Origin of the sequence: Paenibacillus sp. FSL W8-0186 (genome assembly GCF_037969765.1) — a bacterium.
GTDB classification, from domain to species: domain Bacteria; phylum Bacillota; class Bacilli; order Paenibacillales; family Paenibacillaceae; genus Fontibacillus; species Fontibacillus woosongensis.
The window spans coordinates 2,772,576-2,795,216 of record NZ_CP150207.1 but is presented as its reverse complement, the minus strand read 5'-3'; the positions used below and the strand labels follow the sequence as shown (position 1 = coordinate 2,795,216).

General features: G+C 46.0%; 19 protein-coding genes and 1 pseudogene. 7 read left to right on the top strand and 13 right to left on the bottom strand.

The window, feature by feature from the left end; genetic code table 11:
* The first annotated feature begins 59 nt into the window (after positions 1-59).
* Positions 60-1,541, top strand: a complete 1,482-nt coding sequence (locus MKX50_RS12545; RefSeq protein ID WP_213588360.1) for an amidase — start codon at positions 60-62, stop codon at positions 1,539-1,541.
* 541 nt (positions 1,542-2,082) lie between these two features.
* Here MKX50_RS12545 and MKX50_RS12540 read toward each other — a convergent pair.
* On the bottom strand, positions 2,083-2,598 hold the full coding sequence (locus MKX50_RS12540; protein WP_339159897.1) for a transcriptional regulator: 516 nt from the start codon (positions 2,596-2,598) through the stop codon (positions 2,083-2,085).
* A gap of 211 nt (positions 2,599-2,809) precedes the next feature.
* Between MKX50_RS12540 and MKX50_RS12535 the strand changes: the two genes are divergently transcribed.
* Positions 2,810-2,932, top strand: coding sequence for a hypothetical protein (locus tag MKX50_RS12535; protein ID WP_339159895.1), 123 nt, complete (start codon positions 2,810-2,812; stop codon positions 2,930-2,932).
* A 487-nt stretch (positions 2,933-3,419) separates the two neighbouring features.
* On the opposite strand, the gene MKX50_RS12530 is transcribed toward MKX50_RS12535, so the two are convergent.
* Positions 3,420-5,735, bottom strand: a complete 2,316-nt coding sequence (locus MKX50_RS12530) for a glycoside hydrolase family 16 protein (RefSeq protein ID WP_244996336.1) — start codon at positions 5,733-5,735, stop codon at positions 3,420-3,422.
* 273 nt (positions 5,736-6,008) lie between these two features.
* Positions 6,009-7,289, bottom strand: coding sequence for an MFS transporter (locus MKX50_RS12525; protein WP_213588362.1), 1,281 nt, complete (start codon positions 7,287-7,289; stop codon positions 6,009-6,011).
* Positions 7,290-7,733: 444 nt separating this feature from the next.
* On the opposite strand from MKX50_RS12525, the gene erm reads away from it, so the two are divergent.
* Positions 7,734-8,597, top strand: a complete 864-nt coding sequence (gene erm, locus MKX50_RS12520) for a 23S ribosomal RNA methyltransferase Erm (protein ID WP_213588363.1) — start codon at positions 7,734-7,736, stop codon at positions 8,595-8,597.
* 38 nt (positions 8,598-8,635) lie between these two features.
* Here erm and MKX50_RS12515 read toward each other — a convergent pair whose 3' ends face one another.
* On the bottom strand, positions 8,636-9,157 hold the full coding sequence (locus MKX50_RS12515; RefSeq protein WP_213588364.1) for a GNAT family N-acetyltransferase: 522 nt from the start codon (positions 9,155-9,157) through the stop codon (positions 8,636-8,638).
* Between the two features lie 150 nt (positions 9,158-9,307).
* Here MKX50_RS12515 and MKX50_RS12510 point away from each other — a divergent pair, with 150 nt between their 5' ends.
* Positions 9,308-9,982: an SOS response-associated peptidase gene (locus tag MKX50_RS12510; protein ID WP_213588365.1), complete on the top strand. Its 675-nt coding sequence runs from the start codon at positions 9,308-9,310 to the stop codon at positions 9,980-9,982.
* Positions 9,983-10,010: 28 nt separating this feature from the next.
* Here MKX50_RS12510 and MKX50_RS12505 read toward each other — a convergent pair.
* From MKX50_RS12505 to MKX50_RS12485, 5 genes and pseudogenes are all read right to left on the bottom strand, one after another.
* Positions 10,011-10,908: pseudogene (locus tag MKX50_RS12505) on the bottom strand (hypothetical protein).
* A gap of 51 nt (positions 10,909-10,959) precedes the next feature.
* Positions 10,960-11,754, bottom strand: a complete 795-nt coding sequence (locus MKX50_RS12500) for an SDR family NAD(P)-dependent oxidoreductase (RefSeq protein WP_213588366.1) — start codon at positions 11,752-11,754, stop codon at positions 10,960-10,962.
* Between the two features lie 112 nt (positions 11,755-11,866).
* The gene (locus MKX50_RS12495) at positions 11,867-12,877 is read right to left on the bottom strand and encodes an AraC family transcriptional regulator (protein ID WP_213588367.1); all 1,011 of its coding nucleotides are present in this window, start codon (positions 12,875-12,877) and stop codon (positions 11,867-11,869) included.
* Between the two features lie 131 nt (positions 12,878-13,008).
* A complete protein-coding gene (locus MKX50_RS12490; RefSeq protein ID WP_339160106.1) occupies positions 13,009-14,208 on the bottom strand; it encodes an MFS transporter in 1,200 nt (399 codons plus the stop codon).
* 59 nt (positions 14,209-14,267) lie between these two features.
* The gene (locus MKX50_RS12485; protein WP_339159893.1) at positions 14,268-15,296 is read right to left on the bottom strand and encodes an ROK family protein; all 1,029 of its coding nucleotides are present in this window, start codon (positions 15,294-15,296) and stop codon (positions 14,268-14,270) included.
* 486 nt (positions 15,297-15,782) lie between these two features.
* Here MKX50_RS12485 and MKX50_RS12480 point away from each other — a divergent pair, with 486 nt between their 5' ends.
* Entirely contained in the window at positions 15,783-17,432 is a 1,650-nt protein-coding gene (locus MKX50_RS12480; RefSeq protein WP_213588369.1) for a catalase, read from the top strand.
* A gap of 141 nt (positions 17,433-17,573) precedes the next feature.
* Here MKX50_RS12480 and MKX50_RS12475 read toward each other — a convergent pair whose 3' ends face one another.
* From MKX50_RS12475 to MKX50_RS12460, 4 genes are all read right to left on the bottom strand, one after another.
* Entirely contained in the window at positions 17,574-17,798 is a 225-nt protein-coding gene (locus MKX50_RS12475; RefSeq protein WP_339159890.1) for a hypothetical protein, read from the bottom strand.
* A complete protein-coding gene (locus MKX50_RS12470; protein ID WP_213588371.1) occupies positions 17,791-18,201 on the bottom strand; it encodes a MerR family transcriptional regulator in 411 nt (136 codons plus the stop codon). The genes MKX50_RS12475 and MKX50_RS12470 overlap by 8 nt, the downstream gene beginning before the upstream one ends.
* Positions 18,202-18,320: 119 nt before the next feature.
* Positions 18,321-19,136 (bottom strand): undecaprenyl-diphosphate phosphatase, encoded by an 816-nt coding sequence (locus tag MKX50_RS12465; protein ID WP_339159886.1) that lies wholly within the window; start codon positions 19,134-19,136, stop codon positions 18,321-18,323.
* 180 nt (positions 19,137-19,316) lie between these two features.
* On the bottom strand, positions 19,317-20,846 hold the full coding sequence (locus tag MKX50_RS12460; protein ID WP_339159883.1) for a hypothetical protein: 1,530 nt from the start codon (positions 20,844-20,846) through the stop codon (positions 19,317-19,319).
* Between the two features lie 189 nt (positions 20,847-21,035).
* Between MKX50_RS12460 and MKX50_RS12455 the strand changes: the two genes are divergently transcribed.
* Together MKX50_RS12455 and MKX50_RS12450 are read left to right on the top strand one after the other, a co-directional pair.
* Positions 21,036-21,206: a hypothetical protein gene (locus tag MKX50_RS12455; protein WP_339159880.1), complete on the top strand. Its 171-nt coding sequence runs from the start codon at positions 21,036-21,038 to the stop codon at positions 21,204-21,206.
* Positions 21,207-21,230: 24 nt separating this feature from the next.
* Positions 21,231-22,622 (top strand): aldehyde dehydrogenase, encoded by a 1,392-nt coding sequence (locus MKX50_RS12450; RefSeq protein ID WP_339159878.1) that lies wholly within the window; start codon positions 21,231-21,233, stop codon positions 22,620-22,622.
* Positions 22,623-22,641: the final 19 nt, after the last annotated feature.

Sequence of the window (22,641 nt, the reverse complement as noted above, 5' to 3'; positions counted from 1 at the left end):
TATTTGCTGTGATACCTAAGGCTGCTCCCCGTAGGAGTCACGGAAAGGAGATTTTTAGAATGACAGTCTTCCCTTATACATCCTATGATGCTGTAGGGCTCGCCCAGTTGGTTCGAAATAAAGAAATTTCTCCGATCGAGCTCGTACATGCTGCTATGGAACAAATCAATCAGCACAATCCCGAACTGAACGCGGTCGTGCATACTCGTTATGAGGCGACGATCCATGAAGCTGGACAAGTTAGTATCAGCGATCAGCCGTTTGCGGGCGTACCTATTCTGCTCAAAGATATTTCCCAAGCCATCGGCGGTGAACCTCTGACCTCGGGCTCCAGATTGTTCCGGCATTATAAAGCCCATTCGGATTCCCATTTTGTCGCCAAACTGCGCAAAGCCGGGTTTATTCCCCTTGGGCATACCAATACCCCCGAGTTCGGACTGAAAAACATTACAGAGCCCCAATTGAACGGCCCTACACGCAACCCATGGAATCCTCTCCATTCACCTGGAGGTTCCAGCGGAGGCTCCGCAGCTGCTGTCGCTTCCGGTATGGTCCCGATCGCAGGTGCAAGCGACGGTGGCGGATCCATTCGTATACCGGCTTCATTTAGCGGCCTATTTGGACTGAAGCCGACACGCGGCCGGACTCCGGTAGGTCCCGGGTTCGGCAGACAATGGCAAGGCGCCTCGATTGATTTTGCATTATCGAAGACAGTTCGAGACAGCGCAGCGCTGCTTGATGTGCTGCAGGTGCTGCAGAACGAAGCTGCATTTCAGGTTCCCTTGTATCCGGGGAAATATCTCGAGGATATGTACCGGAATGAAGACGGAACATATCGTATTGCCTACACTACCGATTCTCCTGTAGGCACTGAGGTCAGTGTCGAGGCGAAACAAGCCGTGCTGCGATTAGTGAACTTTCTGGAAGCTGAGGGGCATTTTATCGAAGAGAAATTAAGCCCGGTCAACGGTGTGCAGCTGATGGAAAATTACTGTATCATGAACTGCGGCGAAATGGCTGCCATGGCGCTGAATATCGAGCGCTCACTCGGAAGAGCAATTACATCGGAAGATATCGAAATTGAAGGCTGGGTGCTGCTGGAAGCCGGACGCAAGCTGTCGGCCGCTGAATATGCGCTTAGTCTTGCGGATTGGGATGCAGCTGCTGCTCAAATGAGTACGATTTGGGATCGGTATGATTTCTATATTACACCGGCGACAGCCTTCCCTGCTCCTCGTGTCGGCGAGTTAACGCCAGGTCCGGAACAGATCCAGCATCTGCTTACTGTGAGCGGGCTTTCAAAAGAAAAACAGCAGGAACTCATTTATGACATGTTCGAACCAAGTCTGACATATACACCGTTCACACAGCTGGCTAACCTGACGGGGACACCGGCCATGAGCGTTCCGGTATTTCTGACCGAGACAGGATTGCCTTTAGGTGTGCAGATCATGTCTTCCAAGGGGCGGGAACATGACTTGTTCTCTCTTGCCCATCTTCTAGAAAACTCTTCTTTATGGGTTCGCACATCAGCATTTTAACCATTACGCTTGACGATTGATGTTACCGATCGGCTGCCGCTGGCAGTTGATCATTGATGTTACCTAACTTTTGCCGCATGACTGTTGATCATTGATGTTACCTAGCGATTGACGCCAAATAGTTGGTAGTTGATGCTACCTACGACTGCGACCTGACTGTTGATGCTACCTACGACTGCGACCTGACTGTTGATGTTACCTACGACTGCCGCCTGAGGGTTCACTATCTAACGGTTGCTATCGCTGTTATTTCGCGGATGAATCACTATTTGAGAATCTAACGGTTGTTTATGCGGCTATTCTTGCAAGTTATTTAATGTTGCGATGATTTCGGCCCGAATAACGTGGATGACAACCGTTAGAATTCCTAAGAGCTCAATTTCGGCGAATTAACGACTGTGTCAACCGTTAGAAATTTTTGTTTAAACGATAAGTGCGATATCTCATATTTCCGCTAGCCACAGTGAGCAAGTTCTTGGCCACAAGTGAACGTAGAATAACTCTAGTGCGATTTTCAGACAGAGCCAGATGGGCAGCTAGCTCACGAGCTTCGAATACGCGCATTAATCTGCGTGCAAACCGAAGCGTTGCCTTTTTCTGCCCAGTTCAGACCTGACGTAACATCTATCGACAAAAACTTCCCGACGAAAGATAGCACCAATTGCTTGCACATCCCGGGATCGTCACGAATGGACAAGTAGGCTATCGGCAAAAAGGACCAGTCATCAAGCACCAGCATCGATTGCTTCATGCATAAATCTTTGAAACGCTCAACCTCAACGTCCCTGGCGTGACTGCGATAATCGTGAATCTCGATGCACCCTTTTGCACCGCCGGGCATATAGGCTAGATCAAGATAACGGTACCGATTAGTAAAATCGCGGACCTCATACTCAGGATGCAGATCGTTCAAGTTGCCAAACACAGGAAACCATATCGAACGCAGAAATGTAACGGTTCCGTGGCTCAAACCTTTTTTCAAAAGTCCACGTCTTCTCGGATTATCCTCTTCGGCTATATGCCTCGCCAGCCAGCTCTCATAAACTTCATCAAACAACCTACTCCCCCCCTTTCCTCGCATGAAGTCAAAACGAAAAAACCGCTCTAATACGACTATGCATCTTCTGCATCGTATTAAAGCGGTATGTGCTTCACACCGTGATTTCGCACTCATTGTACTATACCTGGCAACGTCAAGCAATTCCTTTTCACCAAGTCTGGTATGTATACCGTTTAAGCAGTTGGCTGACCTGACAGGATCACCGGCCATGAGCGCTGCGGTATTTCTCATTGAGACAGGATTGCCTTTAAATGTGCAAATCATGTCTTCCAAGGGACGGGAACATGATTTGTTCTCCCTGGCCGATCTTCTAGAAAACGCTTCTTTATAAGTCCGTACATCAGCATACTAACCATAACGCTTGACGGCCGATATTACCAATCGGTTATTGTTACCTATCTGTTGCCGCTGACAGTTGATAGTTGATGTTACCTAACTTTATCCACCTAACTGTTGATCATTGATGCTGCCAACGACCGCCGCATAACTGTTGATCATTGATATTACCCTTACCATTACCTCTAGTTAGTTGGTAGTTGATGCTACCTAACGATTGCCGTATGACGATTCACACTATCTAACGGTTAATATCGCTGTTATTTCATGGATAATTCACTATTTGAGAATCTAACGGTTGTATATGCGGCTATTCTCGCTAGTTATTTAATGTTGCGGCGAATTGGACCCTAATAACGTGGATGGCAACCGTTAGAAATAACCGTGTTTATTTGCGGATCACTCATATCACAGATCAAATAAAAACTAGCCGATATTTCACGGCTAGCTTTCTTACAATATTCACATGCGTGAATTTACCCTCAATAACCAGTTTCACCATGAATATAGGTAAGCCAAGGAGTATCCAGAGCCCCTTGCCCCGGGTTATAGGTGAAGAAGTAGTCCACGGTATCCCCATGCTGCAGATGATTTAGAGGATAAGTATAATTACCGTTTCCCGTCGAGGTCATAGCTACGTTCATTTGTGGGCCGTTATTGACCTTATAGTGCAGATCTGCAAAGGTTGCGCCATTCACATAGAACAGCAAGTCATCCCCTGTTTTCTTCAGGCCCCGCACTTCGTCGCCGATAATGATGGGGGTGGATGGATCCGGCACATTTCCATTTCCACTTCCAGGGTTCCCGGAGCCGTTTTCCTTATATACCCGCACATAATCGATTTGCATCGTAGCAGGAATATCGGACGGATCCGGCGTAATGCCGCCATCAAAGCTGCCGCCGATCGCCAGATTCATAATGAGATAGAAAGGCTGGTCGAATGGCGCGTTCGGATTGTTCGGTGCAGCTAGCGAATACCACTGTTCATTAGTCACTTTAAAGAAGAACTTGCCATCCACATACCATTTGATGTTGTCCTCTTCCCAAACGACGGAATAGACATGAAAATCATTGTCGATAGTTTGTCCTTCTGGGAAGTTATATTCGCCTGAAATATGCCGGTTCGCCGGCCATGTTCCGCCAAAGTGTACGGCGCCTGTCGACATGCCAGGCAAACGCCCTCTCGCTTCCATGACATCGATTTCGCCAGATGCTGCCCATGTCCCGTACGGGCTGTCTTGCGGGAGCATCCACAATGCCGGCCATACACCATTTCCTGTAGGCAGTTTGGCGCGGAAGTCAACTCGGCCATATTGAAGGTTAAAATGATCCTTCGTGTTAACTTTGCCGGATGAGTATTGCGCAAACCGGTTTGGATCTTGCGGGAAAGATTTGGAATCATGCAGAGCCCGGAGGTTCAGCTTACCGTCCTGTACGAATACGTTTTGCGGACTATCGGTATAGTGCTGCAGCTCCGCATTGCCCCACCCCCATGTACCAGGGTCATCATTGAGATAATAGCCCAATTCGTAGTTCCATTTGCTAGGATCCAGCGCAGTTCCATTAAACTCATCCTGCCAGATTAGATCCATGCCCGCTATCACTGGATCGCTTGGCGTTCCGATGGCAATATCCTCATGATCGCTTACATCCGGACGAGGAGCATTCGGATTGCCGATAAATGTGTACTGCACATAATTATTGCCGATGCTGCCGCCCTTTTGTCCGTTTAATGGATAACCGATACGGATTTGCATATCTTCCTGGATAGGCTGAAACCATAATCCATAAATGTAATCAGACCAGTAGCCCCATTGATTCTTGTCGGACATATTGTTGTAGCCGTTGGCGGAATATGAAAATCCACTTTGGCCCGAATCTCCCAAGTTAACCCATTGCCCGTTGATGTTAATTTCGTATACAAAATTATCAAGCTCCGTGCCAATTGGCGCGCCTCCGTCAATCTTAGGCAACGGGATGCCAATCGCACCGCTCGTGTCTGCCGTAAATGTCGTTCCCTCATAAGGGGTAATGACATATGAATTTCTTACGGCTTCGTTAAAGTTGATGGTATATACAACGTTAACTAAAGAAGACTTCGATTCCAATTTGACGTTGATTGACTCCGTCACGTTAAACCAGTAGCCGCCGCCACCTTCGGTAAATTGACCGAAGTTTCGATCATAGATCCAGCCGCTCGCGGCATTATTGTCGATATCGATCCATGTGCTGCTGTTTACAGGCTTCACATACACCTTTAGATCATCCGCTACAGCTTCATACGTTACGGCCGGATCGTTATTGAATGTAGGATAGGTGAAGCCGGCTCCACCCGTAAAGCTTGCTGTAATCTCCGGACCTTGGGTAGGCGTCATCGCTGTAATCGTGGTTTTGTTAATGTTCTGAAACACAAGCGTGTATTCCAGTGTAACTCCATTGGCTTTGGAGTACAGCTGAACCTCGGTTGTTGAAGAAAGAGTGAACCAGTAGCCGGTGAAACCGCCATCACTCCAATGTCCCCAGTTCTGGTTGTAGACAAAACTGCTGACACTATCAATATCTACCCAGTTGCCGCCTACCTTCACATTGACGCCTACGTCATGGGCTACATCATTCCAAGTGGCAGAGCCTCCGTTGAATATAGGCATGACAAAACCGTAGCTAGCTTGTCCCACTCCTGATTTGGAGATGACGGGTCCGTCTGCTGGTGAAAAGTAATCCATAGAGGTAACCGCAGTTTCCGCGGCCTGTGCTTTCGAAGCTGGCCATAGGGCACCACTAGCCAGCATGAGTACCACTAAGAACAAACTCCATCCCCTCAGCAAAAACCGCCTTTCTGTAGCATGAGATTCCTTCATAAATACACTCCCTTATTCGTAGTAGATGCACCCGGCCTAAGCCCTGTTAGAAAACGCTTACAGCAGAGAGCGTCTTAATTCTATCGAATTCCTAGCCTGATGAATAGATACCATATTTGGGATTGTGTCCCAATATTTCGGATTATCGATCTAATTTTTGCGCCATCCAAAACAATAAAAAAAGGAGTTCCTAAGCGGTTCTCCTCTGTATCCCTATACAGTATCTTTATTCAGATTCGCCTCATTGGGAATAGAACTTTCCCCCGACGGCAAGCCTGCTTCCACCAATCGTTTATTGCGGGAAAAGAAAACAGTCAGCACGAGCATAAGCAGTCCAGTTCCAATTAATAGCCATTCTATATTCACTACATCGGCAAGCGGCCCGAAGATCAGCATCCCGATGGGCATCATAGAAGTCGAGATCATCCCAAAGACGCCGAATATCCGGCCTAAATAATTTTCATCCACCTTCTCCTGCAGCATAACGGTCGTTGGTGTATTAAAAATTGGCATCGTTACTCCGAATACCGCCATAATGGCTAAGTATATCCAGAAGACAGGCACAATGCCGAGTGCCAATGTGGACAATGCCATTACGAAGCTGGCAATAGCCATGGTGTACACTTTATTTTTGAAGCCGCCCCATGATGCAATAATTCCCCCTCCGGCCATCATACCAACGGAGAACGCGATTTCGATGGCAGTCAAGCGCCATACATCGTCTCCGAAGCTGCGCGTAACCTGCAGCGGAGTCAAAAAGGCAGCGGGGGCCATGAGTACGAAGAAAAAGGCGAAAAAAATAAAAAATGATTTCAAAAAGGGGTGCTGTTCAATATATAGCAAGCCCTGTTTGAAATCGTCCAGGTAGCCTGTCATTTGTCCTTCAGATGCCTTCTTATGCATCGGAATTTTAAGGAAAACCAGCAATGTGAAGATAGCCGCTGCCGCTGTAATGACGTCGATGAAAAAAATCGCTTCAATCGATGCCATCGTGAGCAAAGCCGCGCTGACAATAGGCGCGATGAACATGGTGAGCGCTTGAAGGCTTCCGTTGATGCCGTTTACTTTCGTTAGCTTGTCTTGCGGCACAATTTGCGGCAATATCGCTCCCACCGCGGGGGTCTGAATGCCAGCCCCGAGCGCGCGCACCGCTGCGATGATAAACAACAGCCATGTTGCTTGATAGCCAAGCAAGAACATGATGGCCAGAAACAGCGTAACGGCAGCGATCATAGCATCCGCTAGCATGATAAGTGATTTTCGATGGAAGCGGTCCGCCCACACGCCAGCAAACGGCGATAGCAGGAACGTCGGAAGAAATCCGCAAAGAATATAGAGCGTCATCATGATCCCTGATTGTGTGGTCAGCGTAATGTACCACATAATGGCATATTGTACTAAGGACGAACCGAATAACGAGATGGTCTGGCTGCTTAAAAAGAGGATGATATTCCTCCTCCAATGATCTTTCCTGTTATCTTCGATTTGCAGCATGATTCCACCCCTTTCCTATCGACTTGATGATTTGACTTTATCACCAATTCATTCTATAATCACCACTGTATTTTAAATTTTCATTTTAAGGAGGATTATTAAAAAGTGACGCATTCTATAAGACTTCGTTTCCCAACTTTGAATCGGTAATTTCATACGTTCAAAGGCTCTGCTTGTGTTTGCAGAGTAAACGGGATCAGTCTGTCCTTTTTTAATAATCTTCATTTACGCATAGATATTTATGTGAAAATGCAGCAAGGCAGATCATTCTGCCTTGTTTTTTATTTGGATTTTCCCCTTTCCCAAATGGCAAGGGGAAGATTTATTTGATGACGGCTACCTCCGGCTAACCCTCTAATTCAATATGGATGGGTCTTCTTCCCTTTACTCTGAATCACAAGCGGACCGCTTGTGATTTTTTAATTTTCGAAAGGCGGAGAAAACATGACGAAAAAAATCCATAAACACAGCCAAATAAAATTAAGCCGCGGAGAGCCTCCCAATTTCTCCGGGCAGCATTTAATGCATAATAAGAAGCTGCTGCGGGACATGGTGAATTTAGCGAAGATAAGCAGTGAAGATACCGTTTTAGAGTTAGGAGCTGGAAAAGGAGCATTGACAACCGTGCTTAATCAAAAAGCTAAGAAGGTGTTGGCTGTAGAGTATGATGCCAAATTTGTCGAGGTCCTCAAACGGAAGACAGCGAAACAATCGAATACCATGATTATACATCAGGACGTTATGAAAATCCGTCTGCCAAAAGAAAAATTTGTTGTTGTCTCCAATATTCCGTACGCGATAACAACGCCAATTATGAAGATGCTTCTCAGCAATCCTTCCAGCGGCTTTCAAAGAGGCGTGATCATCATGGAAAAAGGGGCTGCCAAACGATTCACATCTGAATTTATTAGAAATTCCTATGTATTAGTTTGGAGAATGTGGTTTGACATTCGCTTGGTTAGAGGCGTATCTAGAGAACACTTCTCCCCTCCTCCAAGCGTAGATTCAGCGATGGTCATGATTACTCGAAAAAAAGAAGTCGCAATACCGCATAAAGATTACATTGCATTTCTAGGGCTTGTTGAATATGCGCTCCATAAGCCCAATGCCCCATTTGATCTTGCTTTAAGAGGAATCTTTACTCCGCCTCAAATGAAGCATTTAGCAAGAAATCTAAACATAAACAAAGAACAGCCGATCGGATCGCTTGACGAAAATCAATGGAAGATGATCTATAAAACAATGGCTCAATATGTGCCGCGCCATGCTTGGCCTAGAGTAAACAAGAGGAACCTTGGCAGATTATAAATGAAGCCAGACCAATAGACGCAAAGGCTGCCGAATCATCATTGACTCGGCAGCTCAGTAACCTTATACACGTTTGTATACAAGATTTCTTTTCGATGGGTAAACTCCTCTTCCGTGAGAATTCGAGGGTAGCTCATAATCTTCAGCGGTAAATAGGTCTCCCCTTCCTGAAGAGGCGGCTGCACATAGTCAAAAGGATTGAGCCGGAACCCCAAGCGCTCATAAAAGCTTATCCTCCGTTGTGCCATGTCAGTGTCAGGATATTCTACCTCCAACAGGATGGGCTTGGATGACTCTTCCATATAGGACGCCATGATTTTACCGCCTATACCGCTCCCACGCGTGTTTGGATTAACAGCAATATGTTCGATGAACCGGAACGAAGGAAATTCCCATACGGCCATAAACGCGATTACTTGGTTATCGCTATTTGTTTCCGTAATGAGACGGTAATGCGGATCAGTCAGCAATTCCTTCTGCCCGGCGTAACTTCTTCGTTCACTTGTTGGGAACGAGGCTTTCATCAACGCGAAAATATGTTCAAACTGTTTGTCGTTCATAATCAAATTCTCCCTTATCTAGCTGTTCTTATATCCATATTATACTCCCTTCTTTCCAATTACCATTTCACACTTCATTCAGGTATCGCTGAGAGCATGAATAAATTTCCTCATTTAACCAAACACTACGGTTATGAGGAGGCTGATTCCATGTGTCAACGTTTTTCAATGGCAGCCGAGCTGCCGGAGGTTCAAGAGCATTTTCAGATAGAAAGAGTGATGTATTACTATAGGAACCGCTATAATATCAGCCCAACGCAAAATATACCGGTCGTCCTGCAACAAAACGGGGAGCGAATTCTGGATGAATTTCGTTGGGGCTTCATTCCTTACTGGGGCAAAGATGCGATTAATGCGGATCTTAGGAACGTGCATCGTAATCCGGCCTATCGCAAAATGGTGGATAAACAGCGGTGCATCATTCCGTGCAACGGATTGTATTATTGGAAGCAGGAGGGAAAAAGATCGTACGCAGTGCGGGTAGTCATGAAAAACCGCAGTATGTTTGGAGTCGCCGGGCTATACGAAATTTGGCGGGATGCACGCGGGGAACCGCTCCGCACCTGCACTCTGGTCATGACGGAAGCCAACCCGCTGATTGGGGAATTTGAGAGCCGCATGCCGGCAATTCTGTCTCCGGAGAACATGGCCCGGTGGCTCGATGAGCAGACGAATGACCTCGATGCCCTCGATCCGATACTAATGCCCCATTCGGCGGCAGAAATGCATGCTTATGCGGTAACGCCATTGATCGAGAACAACAGGCATGACACCGATGAATGCATTCGGGAAATGGATTTAAACCGGGCGTGGATCAAGCGCTGATTTCCCGCGCCCGGATCATTGATTCATGCTATGCTTCGGCAACATTTCCTTTCGCTTGTTTGCTCAAAATAAGGTTTACCTTCTCCGCACTCAGTAACATGAAAATAAGTAAAGCAAGCACAGTTTTGCTGAATATTCTCTCCCAAACCGAGACGGTGTTTCATGCAGAAGCCCAGGATAGATGGGAGCGAGACCGAGTCCAATCAGAACAAACCCCGTCAGAGAAAACGAAATCGGCAGTGGAAGCAACAGAATAATTCCCCCTGCAATACTGATTAGCTGACCATAACGGATCAGCAAGCGATTGCTGACTTTCAGCGTAATAAAGCCGTAATCAGCCTGCCCACCGTTATACCGCCATAGTATAAAGAAATCCACCCCGCAATAGAATAAAAAGGCGATAAGGGTTGGTTTGACGCCTTTACTATACAGAACGTTGACTTTGGCAATCGTATCAGCCTGCACTTTGCCGAGTTTGACTGGTTCATCGTTTTGAGGATACTCAAGTTTTCGAGCTGCAGCGACCCGCTTCCATAAGGGGGAGCGTAACAAGTAAAATCTCTGACGCTCAAATGCAGCCATCATATCATCTTCTTTTGACACGATACGATCTTCCAAATTTACAACCGATGTTGATACCAGCTCCTGCCCTTGTTCCTCTTTCAAGTAAAGAACGAGCGCAAGGCTGAAATCATAGTTGTAACGATAGGTTTGGGCAGGTCTCCCCCCGTTCGAGGGAACGGTATCATCCTCAAGCAGTTCCCCCAGCTCATGAAGTTCCTTGACTAGGGAGTTTATTGTAACTACGCTCAGCTTGGTAAGTGAGGCCAGTTGGGGTTTGGTTGCGCCGTTTCAATCCGTTTCATGACATGGCGTACATTGTTCAGATTGATTTCTTTCATCAAGTTGGCGTTAGCTATTCTCATTGGCCCCCTCCCTTACTCATACTTTGAATCAGTGAAAACAGTTGGTTTTCACTAGATAATAGTCGGCACCATCCCCCCATCCATACGGATCGGAGAACCTTTAAATGCGGATGCATGAGGACTGCATATAAATGCAACTAGTCTGCCTATTTCGATAGGCCTGATAAATCGCTGTATTTCCGATTGAGGCAGGTTTGCAGCCATAAATTGTTTCTCTTTTTCGGAAAAAGACATTTTCTCATCAGGGTATATCCCTTCAATGATTTGTTGCACATTTTCAGAAAGTGTTGGTCCTGGCATGACCGTATTAACCGTAACTTCTGTTCCTACCGTTAACTTAGATAAACTTTTTGACAGTGATAACAGCATGGATTTGGTTACTGCATATTGAGGCATTTTACCCGAAGGCATAATGGCTTCTTCACTCGCCATAAAGATAACGCGGCCAAAATCATTTTTCAACATTTGGGGCAAATAAAATTTAGTTAGGCCATTTGCAGCAAGAACATTAGTATGGATATATTTGTCCCATACTTCATCGTCGGCATCCTCGTATTGCATGATTTCATATATTCCCATGTTGTTCACTAAAATATCAATATTGGGGAATTTCTCAAGCAAAGCTTCCCTTTGTTCGATATCCACAAGATCGGCTGCAGCGTTTTGAGGTGAGGTAGCCGGGAATTCTGACTTGATTTCATTTACAGTGCTTTGTACTTCGTCGTAATCTCGTCCGTTAATGAGTACATGAACGCCCTCTTTAGCAAGTTCCATGGCAATGGCTTTACCTATGCCTTTCGTCGATCCCGTAACTAGAGCGGTTTTATTTCTTAATTCCATATCCATAATATAATCCATTTCTCCTTTGTGCTTCGGATAGTGATTATATTACCTTGTTTAAATTGTTCGGTAACTAGCATGCTACGTCAAAATTCTTGTTTTACACGCCAAATGAAAATCAGTTTGTATCTAGATGTTGAGCACGCCAATTTGATGGGGTCATCCCTTCCCAAATGCGGAAGGCGCGGTAGAACGAGTTCTGATCCTCATAACCTATCAAATATGCCACTTCTTTTATATCCAACGAGGGGTCTGCCAAGTATTCTTGTGCTTGCTCACGTCTAGCTTGTATCAACAGTTCCTTGAAACTCGTGTTTTCGTCATTCAGCCGGCGCTGCAAGGTCCGATCGCTCATACTGAGCTCCTTCGCGACTGCCTGAATGTTTAAGCGTCCTCCAGTTAGGCTGCGTTTCATGATCCATTTGACCATCTCAGTCATGGAAAGGCTGCGCTGTTGTTCATCAAGCGACTGATCCAGGAATGGAGTCAGAATCTCCAGCAGCTCTTCATTGTAAGAGATAAAAGGGCGACTCAAATCTCTTCGATGCAGCGTCAACCGGTTATGCTTTGCATTGATCTGAATACGGCAGCCGAAGTAAGCTTCAAGGGTCTGTAAATCGCCCATAGAGTGCGAGAATTCGACGAGCTTCGCTGTCAATGGGTGACCTGTGCCCCGTCGTCCGAGCTCCAGAAGGAATGCCAGCGTGATGCCAACCAGCATCGGCGGACCAGGCCGCTCGGTATCCTGCCATTCCAGCTCAATAGTACAGTCCTCGTCTTCCTCGGTGATCCGTAAGCTCTCGGGCGGGCACATCTGCTTGTACCGCGCCATTCGGTTCAGAGCGTCGCGGTAGTCACGAGCGTGATAAGTCGCTAAGACGGTTGGAGGGTACTTCGCTGTGTCAAAGGCCGCCGCAAGCTTGATGATTCCTTTGGCAGTATCGCCAATGAGATCCGAATAGGCCTGCCAAATCGCGAAATATTGGGCGCCCGTGACTTCCGGTTCAGTAATCATAGTGAGTGGAAGTTGTGCTTTACGAGCTACGTCATGGTCGGCAATCCCTAGTTGACGCAACCCTGCCCAAAATCCTAACGGCATTTTAATACGGTCAGAGGAATGTAATTTCATATATGTGGTCCTCCTTTTCTGCAACAACCATTCACTTTAACCTTATCAAAACTTTTCTTGAAAATAGACAAGCAGATTTTTCCTTCCATAAAAAAAGACAGCCGGATCTTCGGCTGCCCGTTCAATCTTAATTATATGACTTCTTTCCGCTTGAATAAATAAGTATATAATATGATTCCCGCAACCGAACTTAGCGCTGCGCATAAGCCTATAACGCCATAGCCGGCCTGAAGGCCCCGGAACAGGCCAATATGCGTATCTGCTCCGAAAATGCCTTTCGTGACTTCGATCACTCCCCCGATCAGATAGTTGCCGATGACGCTGCCTACTCCCATCAGTGTAACGGTGAATGTAATTGCAGTATCACTGCCCTTCGGGTATCTTCTAGCGATAAAAGCCATGACTGTTGGATAGATCATCGCAATGCCTATACCAGCGGCTGCAAACAAAAAGGCTACGTTTTCTCCGCCAAAGATAGCTGCAAAAGTACATGCGGCGGATAACCCCGAAAATACAATCAATGATAAGGTAAAGCCAATTTTGTCGGTTAACGGTCCAAGCAATAGCCGGGCAAGCGCAAAGCATAGGAAAAAGGCAGATAACATCCCAGAAGCGGATACCGTGCTCCAGCCATAAGCTTTTTCCAGGAAGTTCACGAGCCAGCCTCCGACAGCCAGTTCGGATACGACCCCAAAAGTTAATACAAGCACCATTAGCCATAGGACGGGATCCTTAAGCATTGTTTTTAGAGGCACACGATCCTCATGTTCAATATCATCCCCGGGAAAAGTGCTAAACAACGCAAATACGATTGGTATGACGGATAAGAGCAGCATGATTAGATACATGCCTCGCCAGTCCAGCGTATAACCGTTGATCGTAACCTCCATTAGACCCGTCGCAATGAGCGGTGCAACCGTCGAGCTAAGGCCGTAGAAGCCATGGCTTAAATTCATCATCGTTCCCGTATTTTTCACAAAGATGCGGGCGCCCAGAATAGCCAGTCCGATCTCCAGCATCCCGTTTCCAATATACATTAAGAAGTAAGAAGCCGAGAACAAGGAATAGTGCTGCGAGAAAAAAATGAATATACCTGAGACAGCCATTGCCGCAAAAGCAATAATCGTTACCCGCTTTATTCCCCATATCTTTGTCAGATAGGCAGTGAAAGAGCAAGCGATTAAATAGCCAAGCGCATTCAGGGACAACAAGGTCCCAAGCTGTGCTTCGTTTAGCATAAAGTCCAGTTGAATTCGCGGAATGGCAGGTCCTTTGATATTTTCAGAAAATCCGAAAATGATGAATCCTATAAATATTGTTGCGAGCTGCATGGCATATACTTTGTTGAAATTTCCTGATCGTTTCCTCACTCTTAGCTGCTCCTTATCCGTTATCTTTTTTCAATCACCCGCAGGCGATAGGTTAGACTCTCCAGCGTCTCCGTCAGCATGCCTTTCATGTATTCCTCGTTCGTATCGTTTTTAACAAAAAGCGTTGGCATATGCTCTTTCGGGATGTACCTCAAACAACCCTTATAGATTTTATCCAGCTGTGTCTCACGGGGCAGATCCCCTGTTATCGCTATGGATACCGGGTTAATCAATGCAATGATGGAGGTGAGTGTTTGGACTGCCAGCCGGATAAAGCCTTCATCGGTGTGTAATTGCAGCAGCTGCTCCTCCCTGGAGATACCAAAAGGTAAAAAAGAAACCTCTCCAGCGAACTTCGTGTTACCGGATAGAATTTGGCCGTTTACGATAAAACCGGCACCGGGAAAATGATTTTTGGGAAATGTAACAACGGCGAATGTTTTTTCCTCCTCAAAGTTTTGTACATGGTAAAATCCGTAGACCGTCATATTCATATCGTTTTCAATCATAACCGGGATTGAATATTTTTCTTCCAGATATGGACCCAATGATTTGCCTGCAAGTTCAGGGACATCACAAACGCCGATTACACCGCAATGGGCCACCCCGGGCACTCCAATACCAATAGCCTGTGCATGGCCATGGCTTTTGAGCAATTTGCCGATAAGGTTGTCGACCACATCGACATCGATATGCTTTAGTTCTAATATGGCGTCTTCGACAGTGTCCCCCACCAGATTCACGATCCTGTATCTCATCGAGTGTATGCCGCCTTCGGTCTTGATTAGCAAACAAACGACGCAGCCAAAGTCAGCGTTATACTCGTACTGCATCGCTGGCCGGCCGCCGCTTGATTCATCCGGTTTTTCCTCGATCACTTCGCCGGTCGCCACAAGTTCGTTTAAAATGGTACCGCATGTGGCCACGCTTAAGCCGGTTAAGCTTGCAATGGATGATTTCGTTGCTGTCCCCTGCGCTTTTAGTGCATTTTTCACTAGCTCAACGTTCATTTTTTTTACTTGACTCGTATTATACGAGACAGGCTGCACAGTGCATAACCCCATTTCAAAATACTTTTTAAAAGTGTTTTAATAATCGGATTGTAACTTCCTTTTCTTGATCCGTCAATTGTGAAATAAAGAGCGATTAGCAATTGATCATATTTCGTAATTATCGGAATAATATGAATGATTAGATAGGGATGGCAGCGCAAGAAACGGATTCAACTACTAATCTAAATGGATTTATAGTAGTTAGTTTCTTTGGCTAAGAAGGGAAGTAGATTTAAGTGGATTTCATGTCGTTAGAATAAGTGGAGTTGCCATTCGTACGCTGGATTCTTGATTTTAGGGGCATAAATTCCATCTAATCCCCTAAAATATTCGTTTAGAACATAATTAGATACATGAATTCCATTTAGCGTACCACACAGCGTTTAATTACGGCACACAGTCGATACCGATCTAAATTTGAATATGCATTTCCAATATTGGTTAAGATTAGATTTAGATTAACTACTTAAGGGAGGGTTTCATTTGGGAGAGAATAATGACTCGAAGATACCTCACGAGCACGATGTGAAGCGTGAGACGTTGACAACACGCCAAGGCCATCCGGTAAAAGATAACCAAAATATCCGCACGATTGGTGACCGCGGTCCAGCTACGCTTGAGAATTACCACTTTATCGAGAAGATTTCCCATTTTGACCGTGAAGAGGTGCCAGAGCGTGTAGTACATGCTCGTGGAACCGGAGCATTCGGGTATTTTGAAACCTACGGCAAAGTCGGAGATGAACCGGTAGAGAAGTACACTCGAGCAAAGGTCTTCTCTGGCGCCGGAAAAAGAACACCGCTGATGGTTCGTTTCTCCACGGTGGCAGGGGCAAAAGATTCGCCGGAAACCGCAAGAGACCCGCGCGGCTTCGCGGTGAAAATGTATACCGAAGACGGCAACTGGGATCTCGTTGGCAACAATCTCAAAATATTTTTCATACGTGACGCGATGAAATTCCCTGATATGATTCACGCTTTTAAAGCAGATCCCGCTTCGAACGTATCGCATCCCCAACGGATGTTTGACTTCGTCTCCCGTTCGCCTGAAGCAACACATATGATTACCTTCCTGTTCTCGCCATGGGGCATACCAGCGACATACCGCCATATGCAGGGTTCTGGCGTCAATACCTACAAATGGGTCAATGACAAAGGCGAGGCTGTGCTGGTGAAGTATCACTGGGAGCCGAAGCAAGGGATCCGCAACTTGACGCAAGAAGAAGCAAATGCGATCCAAGCAAAAAACGTCGGCCATGCGACGCAGGATCTATATGAAGCGATTGAACGCGGAGATTATCCGGAATGGGAGCTCTTCGTCCAGATCATGGAGGACGGGTATCATCCGGAGCTGGATTTTGATCCGCTCGATGATACGAAGCTGTGGCCGGAGGATAAGTTCCCATGGCTGCCGCTTGGCCGAATGGTTCTGGATCGCAATCCGGTGGATTTTCACGCAGAAATTGAGCAAGCTGCCTTTGGTACTGGGGTGCTGGTCGATGGGATGGATTTCTCCGACGACAAAATGCTGCAGGGCCGTACCTTCTCCTACTCCGATACGCAGCGCTACCGCGTAGGCGCCAACTATTTGAAATTGCCAGTGAACGCGCCGAAGGTACCGGTGCGGACGAATCAGCATCGCGGCCAAATGGATACCCGTGACCCCAACGAGTCCGGAGAAAATCCGCATATTAATTACGAACCTTCCATGATCGGCGGCTATCAGGAAGCTGGACAGGAGGATCGTCCGCAGCATCGTCCGACGTATAATGCGGCGGCCATGAGCGCACCGATCGATCGTCCCAATAACTATGGGCAAGCGGGCGATACGTACCGCTCATTTGAGGAATGGGAGCGCGACGAGCTGATCAAGAACCTGTCCGAGGCGCTTGCGGTATGCGACAAACGTATTCAGGAAGCGATGATCCACCACTTCACACAGGCGGATGAAGACTATGGCCGCCGCGTTAAGGAAGGGATCGACAGGGTCATGAAAGAAATACAGGGTATGAAAAAGGACGAACAGCTCCCTGGCCGTGAAGCTGGCCAATCGAAATATGGCCAAGGCTCATTAGCCGCAAACGAAGCCACCAAAGAGGCTGTGGAGAAAAGCCACGAAGCCGATCCATACTGATGTGATTAAAGGCTGCAGCGTCCGTAAACACCGGCCGCTGCAGCCTTTTATACTTCTTTTCCGCCCAATCACTGCTCTAGAACCAGCTCTCTTCCCCTTGGCTATCCACTTCTATCCCCCAATACACAAGCGGACCAGAAATCAGTCCTTAAAAGGAATCGAGTGATTATGATTTATGCCGCCCGCCAGCTTGTCGATATCAACTTCTTTGCCGTCCATCCACACAGACGGGACGGATCGCCCTTTCTTCTCAGCTTCGTTATGCACAACGATCTCGCATTTAGGACAAGCCAGCTTTTTCACCAAATCGATGATCGACTGGCTGCGGTTGCTCCCATCCGAGTATACCTCAATTTTTTTACTCATTGGATGCCCTCCCTTGCTTTATAGTTTGGAGGAGCGGGCAAGTCGCAAATGACTCGCTCGAGTGACTTACTGCACGCTCCAGAAGGCTCTTCATCTCCTGAAGCTGCTCTATCTTCTTCTCGATTTCAGCGATTTTCTCCTGAGCATGGCAGCGCAACTCCGCTTCCGAGCTTGCAGCGCCGTCACGCATCGCCTTCAAATAAAGAATTTCCTGCAGCGTGAAGCCGATTGCCTGAGCCTGGCGAATCCAACGAATATCGTCCACGGCAGATTCGTCATACATGCGGTAGCCCGCTTTCGTCCGCGGCGGCTCAACAATTAATCCGCGTCTTTCATAATATCGTACCGTTTCCAGATTCACGCTGGCACGCTTCGCCAATTCCCCAATCGTTAAATATGCCATACCCGCTCCTCCTTCAAGGTCATCTTACTTCCTGTACCTAGCTACGGAGTCAATAGGTTGCTGTTGATATACATGAATAACCCAGTCCGTATACTGGACTGGGTTTAGCCTAATTTAGCCTAAAAGAAAATAAGCAGCAAAATGGCAACTGTAAAGCAATAATACGTGAAATAAATAAGCTTGCCTCTTTTCATAATTCCCATAAACCATTTCATGGCAAAATAAGTCATGAACAGTGTCGCCATAAACGCCGCCATGTATGGAATCGCAAGCTCGCCCTTATTAGGTTCATTGATAAAATCGGAAAATCCAAGTACAACGCCGCCAAGGCTGACAGGGATATAAAGCATAAAGGCAAAGCGCAGTGCTGTATCCTGTTTGATGCCGCAAGCAATGGCGGAAATAATTGTAGCACCTGAACGGCTAATGCCAGGTGTAAGTGCGACAGCCTGCCCCAAGCCGACTAAAATGGCATCCTTCAGCGTCATATCCGCCTCGGCTTTCGTACCCTTCATATTACGAATTAGAAATAAGGCAATACCTGTAATAAATAGCATGATTGCAATAGTTGTCATACTTACACTGTCTGCAATAAAATCCTTAAGAACGACCCCAAGAACACCTGCTGGAATCGTACCGATGATGATATACAGCACAAACCGGAAATCGCTTTTGTAGCGTACATCCTTGGTTTGCAGATAGCGCAATGAATTTTGGATTAATCGTAGAATATCCTCGCGATAAATCCATAATACGGCGAGCAATGAAGCGGTGTTCGTTAAAATCGCAAACGTGAACCCCTGTTCACCTAGCCCCAAAATCTCACTCGCAATCATCACATGTCCGCTAGACGATACAGGAATGGGTTCAGTAAAGCCTTGAACAAGCCCAATCACGATCATTTTTAAAATAAATAAAATATCAGTTTCTCCCATAAGCCCTCCATATTTATTACTGTATGTATCTTGCTACTCGTACTAATTCATTTATTGTACACCGAAAATCATAAACATGCGTTCTAATAATATAACAAAATCACATGGCAAGTGACAATTTCGTCACCTGCCATATGTTAGAACATACCCATATAGAGTTAGTATGAGGCTAAATATTCATTACCACAACCGTTCTGAATAAGTGGTTAATGCTTTCTTAAACCACGCTTCATTGTCCTCCATTACGTCCTGCTTTCCTGCAAATATAAGAAAGGTATATTGGCGCGAAGAAAGGGTAATGGCTCCAATAATAGTGGCTTTAGTGCCTTCGCTCGTTCCGGTTCCTTTAAAGTAGATTGCATCATAGGCTTGAATCTTTATCGGCTCAGGCTTCGTCCATCTAGGATTTTCTAATCCAGAATCACTGCTATAAAATTCAAATAGATCTTCTACAGTCAGGCCGTCGTCTTCGGAAACTTTCTCACCATAAGCATAAAACCACGTATTGTCTCCCGGATGTATTGCCTGTAACTGCGCATCTTGATCGATGTCTATTTTCTTCCATCCTTCTGTAAGCTCGATCTTCATCGAAGCCAGTTTATTATCAAATACTTTAGGCTGTTCATTTTCCATTCCATGAGATTTATTTTGCTCTTCCACCTTTTTCAATACATGGAAGGACTCTAAAACCCGTTTATACTCTCTTTCGTATACAAGAAAATCCTCAATAGGGCTGGAAATCATCATAACATAATAGGCATCATCTTTTTGCAGTGCCGTGATTAGTAAACCATGCTTCTCCCCCTTATATTCACATCTGCCTTCCAGTTGATAAGCAGGTCGTCCATCTATTAGAAGCTCCCTGCTGCCAATGATTTCGCCCTGGTAGAATTGTTTATAACTCTCGAATCTCCCATCTACGACTTCTTGAACCGTTATCTCCTCTGTTTTTCCTGAGGCGAACTCCCGCATAAGTAAAAATTCCGCTTTCCGGTCATTTTTTAAGATGAATTCACCAATTTCGTTAATATCAGTTCTAGCCTCCCTCCAATTTAAGGGTACTGTGATTTGTAATGATTGATCATCATTAAACATCGTTTGACTGTTGCTGGAGTCAAATACTTCCTTCTCTGCTGGCTTAAGCACTTTAAAAGTCTCTGTCATCTTCTGTAGTTCCTCTTTATTCGAGGAATATGATGATTCAGAAATAGCTGTTGAGATCAGATAGAATGCACCATCCTTTTCTAGAAATGTATGCATCCAAAATTGATTCGTATTGTTCTGTACAAACTTAATAAATTTCTCTCTAGCCGCTACGCCATCGATCTGCGGCACACGCTCTTCCAAGATAGTAACTTGTCCTATTTCCGCATAGAATTCCTCTGCCCATTTATCCAAATCCATATCTTCATTTACATCTTCATGATGCTCCTGAATAATATTTATTATCATTGAAGCTTGATCATTATGTACGACAAGGCGATTGTTCCAGTTCAGCGGGACTTCTCTCGTTATCCAATTTTCAGGAACAGTAATTTGCACCGTTTCATCTTCGCTCATGACAATTTTCGTTTGCTTGTCAAAGAGCGTAAACTCAGGTCTAGCCGCCGCTGCCTCCCCTGATTTCTCTTTTTCAACTGACGTACAAGCCGTTAGCAATATTATCATTGCCATGACAGCTATCCACGTCTTTAGTTTTATTGATTCCATAATTTCTCTCTTCCTCCCCATGCATTAACTGAACTCATCTATTATCGGTTAAATAAAGGAATTATGTTAATATCTAGGATGCGGCTATCGTTGTTCCTTGCTTCCCACCAGTTGATGTAGTAACATCAATTGTAATAATACGTTGAAATGTTTAAACATTTCATCATATTAAGTGAGGTCACACATGACATGGGAAAAGAAGCTCTGAATATCTTTCAGGAATGCCTTCCTGTTCTTTTAAGCGATGCGCATCATCAAGATATCCTGCAGGGCACACAGCAGTATTATTCCCTGTCTCTGGAGGAATCCGTGCCGCTGTTAAGAGAATTATTGGTCACATTAGAAAGAGATTGTTTATAAATTTGCCTTATGGGGAGGAAGAAAATGGACTATTTAACATCAAATCAGGCCGATCAATTTCTGCAAGAACATCGCCGATTTTTCAACCACGGTCAAACGCGAAGTGTTCAATTCCGTCTGGAGCAGCTAAAGAAGTTGTCCGATGCGATCCGGCGCCATGAGCAGAATTTGCTTTCGGCCTTATATAGGGACCTGCGAAAAAACGAATTCGAAGCCTACACGACGGAGATTGGCTATACCCTGAACAGCATCCGTTATACTATGAAACACTTGCGCCAATGGGCAAAGCCGCAGAAAGTCAAAACGCCCTTCTATCATATAGGCTCCCGCGGCTACCTGTATAAGGAACCCTACGGAACCGTCTTGATTATCGGGCCCTTCAATTATCCGTTTCAATTGCTGATCGAACCGCTGATCGGAGCGATTGCCGCAGGAAATTGCGCCGTCTTAAAGCCCTCCGAGAATACCCCTGCCGTGGCTGCCGCCGTCAAGACGTTGATACAGGAAACTTTCGATGAAGACTATATTCGCGTAATTGAGGGTGAACGAGAAACAACCTCGGTCCTAATACACGCTCCATTTGACTATATCTTTTTTACCGGAAGCGTACCTGTGGGCAGAATCGTCATGGAGGCCGCTGCTAAAAATCTCGTCCCCGTCACGCTCGAGCTTGGCGGCAAAAGCCCTGTCCTTGTAGATCGTACAGCGGATATCGATTCAGCAGCCAAGAGAATCATGTGGGGCAAGTTGATCAACACAGGCCAGACCTGCATTGCTCCGGATTATGTACTCGCCCACACGGATATTAAAGCAGAATTAATCGAAAAGATGAAAATGGCCATCACATCCTTTTACGGCACGGATGCACGGCAAAGCAGCGATTACGGCCGCATCGTCAACGAACGGCAGTTCGATCGATTAGCCGCGATATTGGAAAAGGATCAAGCGAATGTGCTGTTCGGCGGCCAAACATGCCGAGAAGACCTTTATATCGAGCCTACCCTGCTTGATGCCGTTTCCTGGTCCGATGCGGCGATGCAAGATGAAATCTTTGGCCCGATACTCCCCATAATGGGCTATGAACAATTAGACGAAGCGATCCAGATGGTTATTTCCCGTCCCAAGCCGCTTGGCCTCTATTTATTTACGAAAGATCAAAGTGTCGAAAATGAAGTGCTTACCCGCATCTCCTTTGGGGGCGGCTGTATCAATGACACCATCACGCATGTGGCTAATCCAAACCTCCCGTTTGGAGGAGTCGGGGAGGCAGGCATTGGCGCTTATCATGGTAAATACAGCTTTGACCTGTTCTCCCATACGAAAAGCATCATGAAAAAGAACACAAAGTTTGACATGAAGATCTTATTTCCGCCTTACCGGGATAACCTGAAGTGGATCAGAAAAGTTTTACGTTGATGAGAAACATGTCTCACTG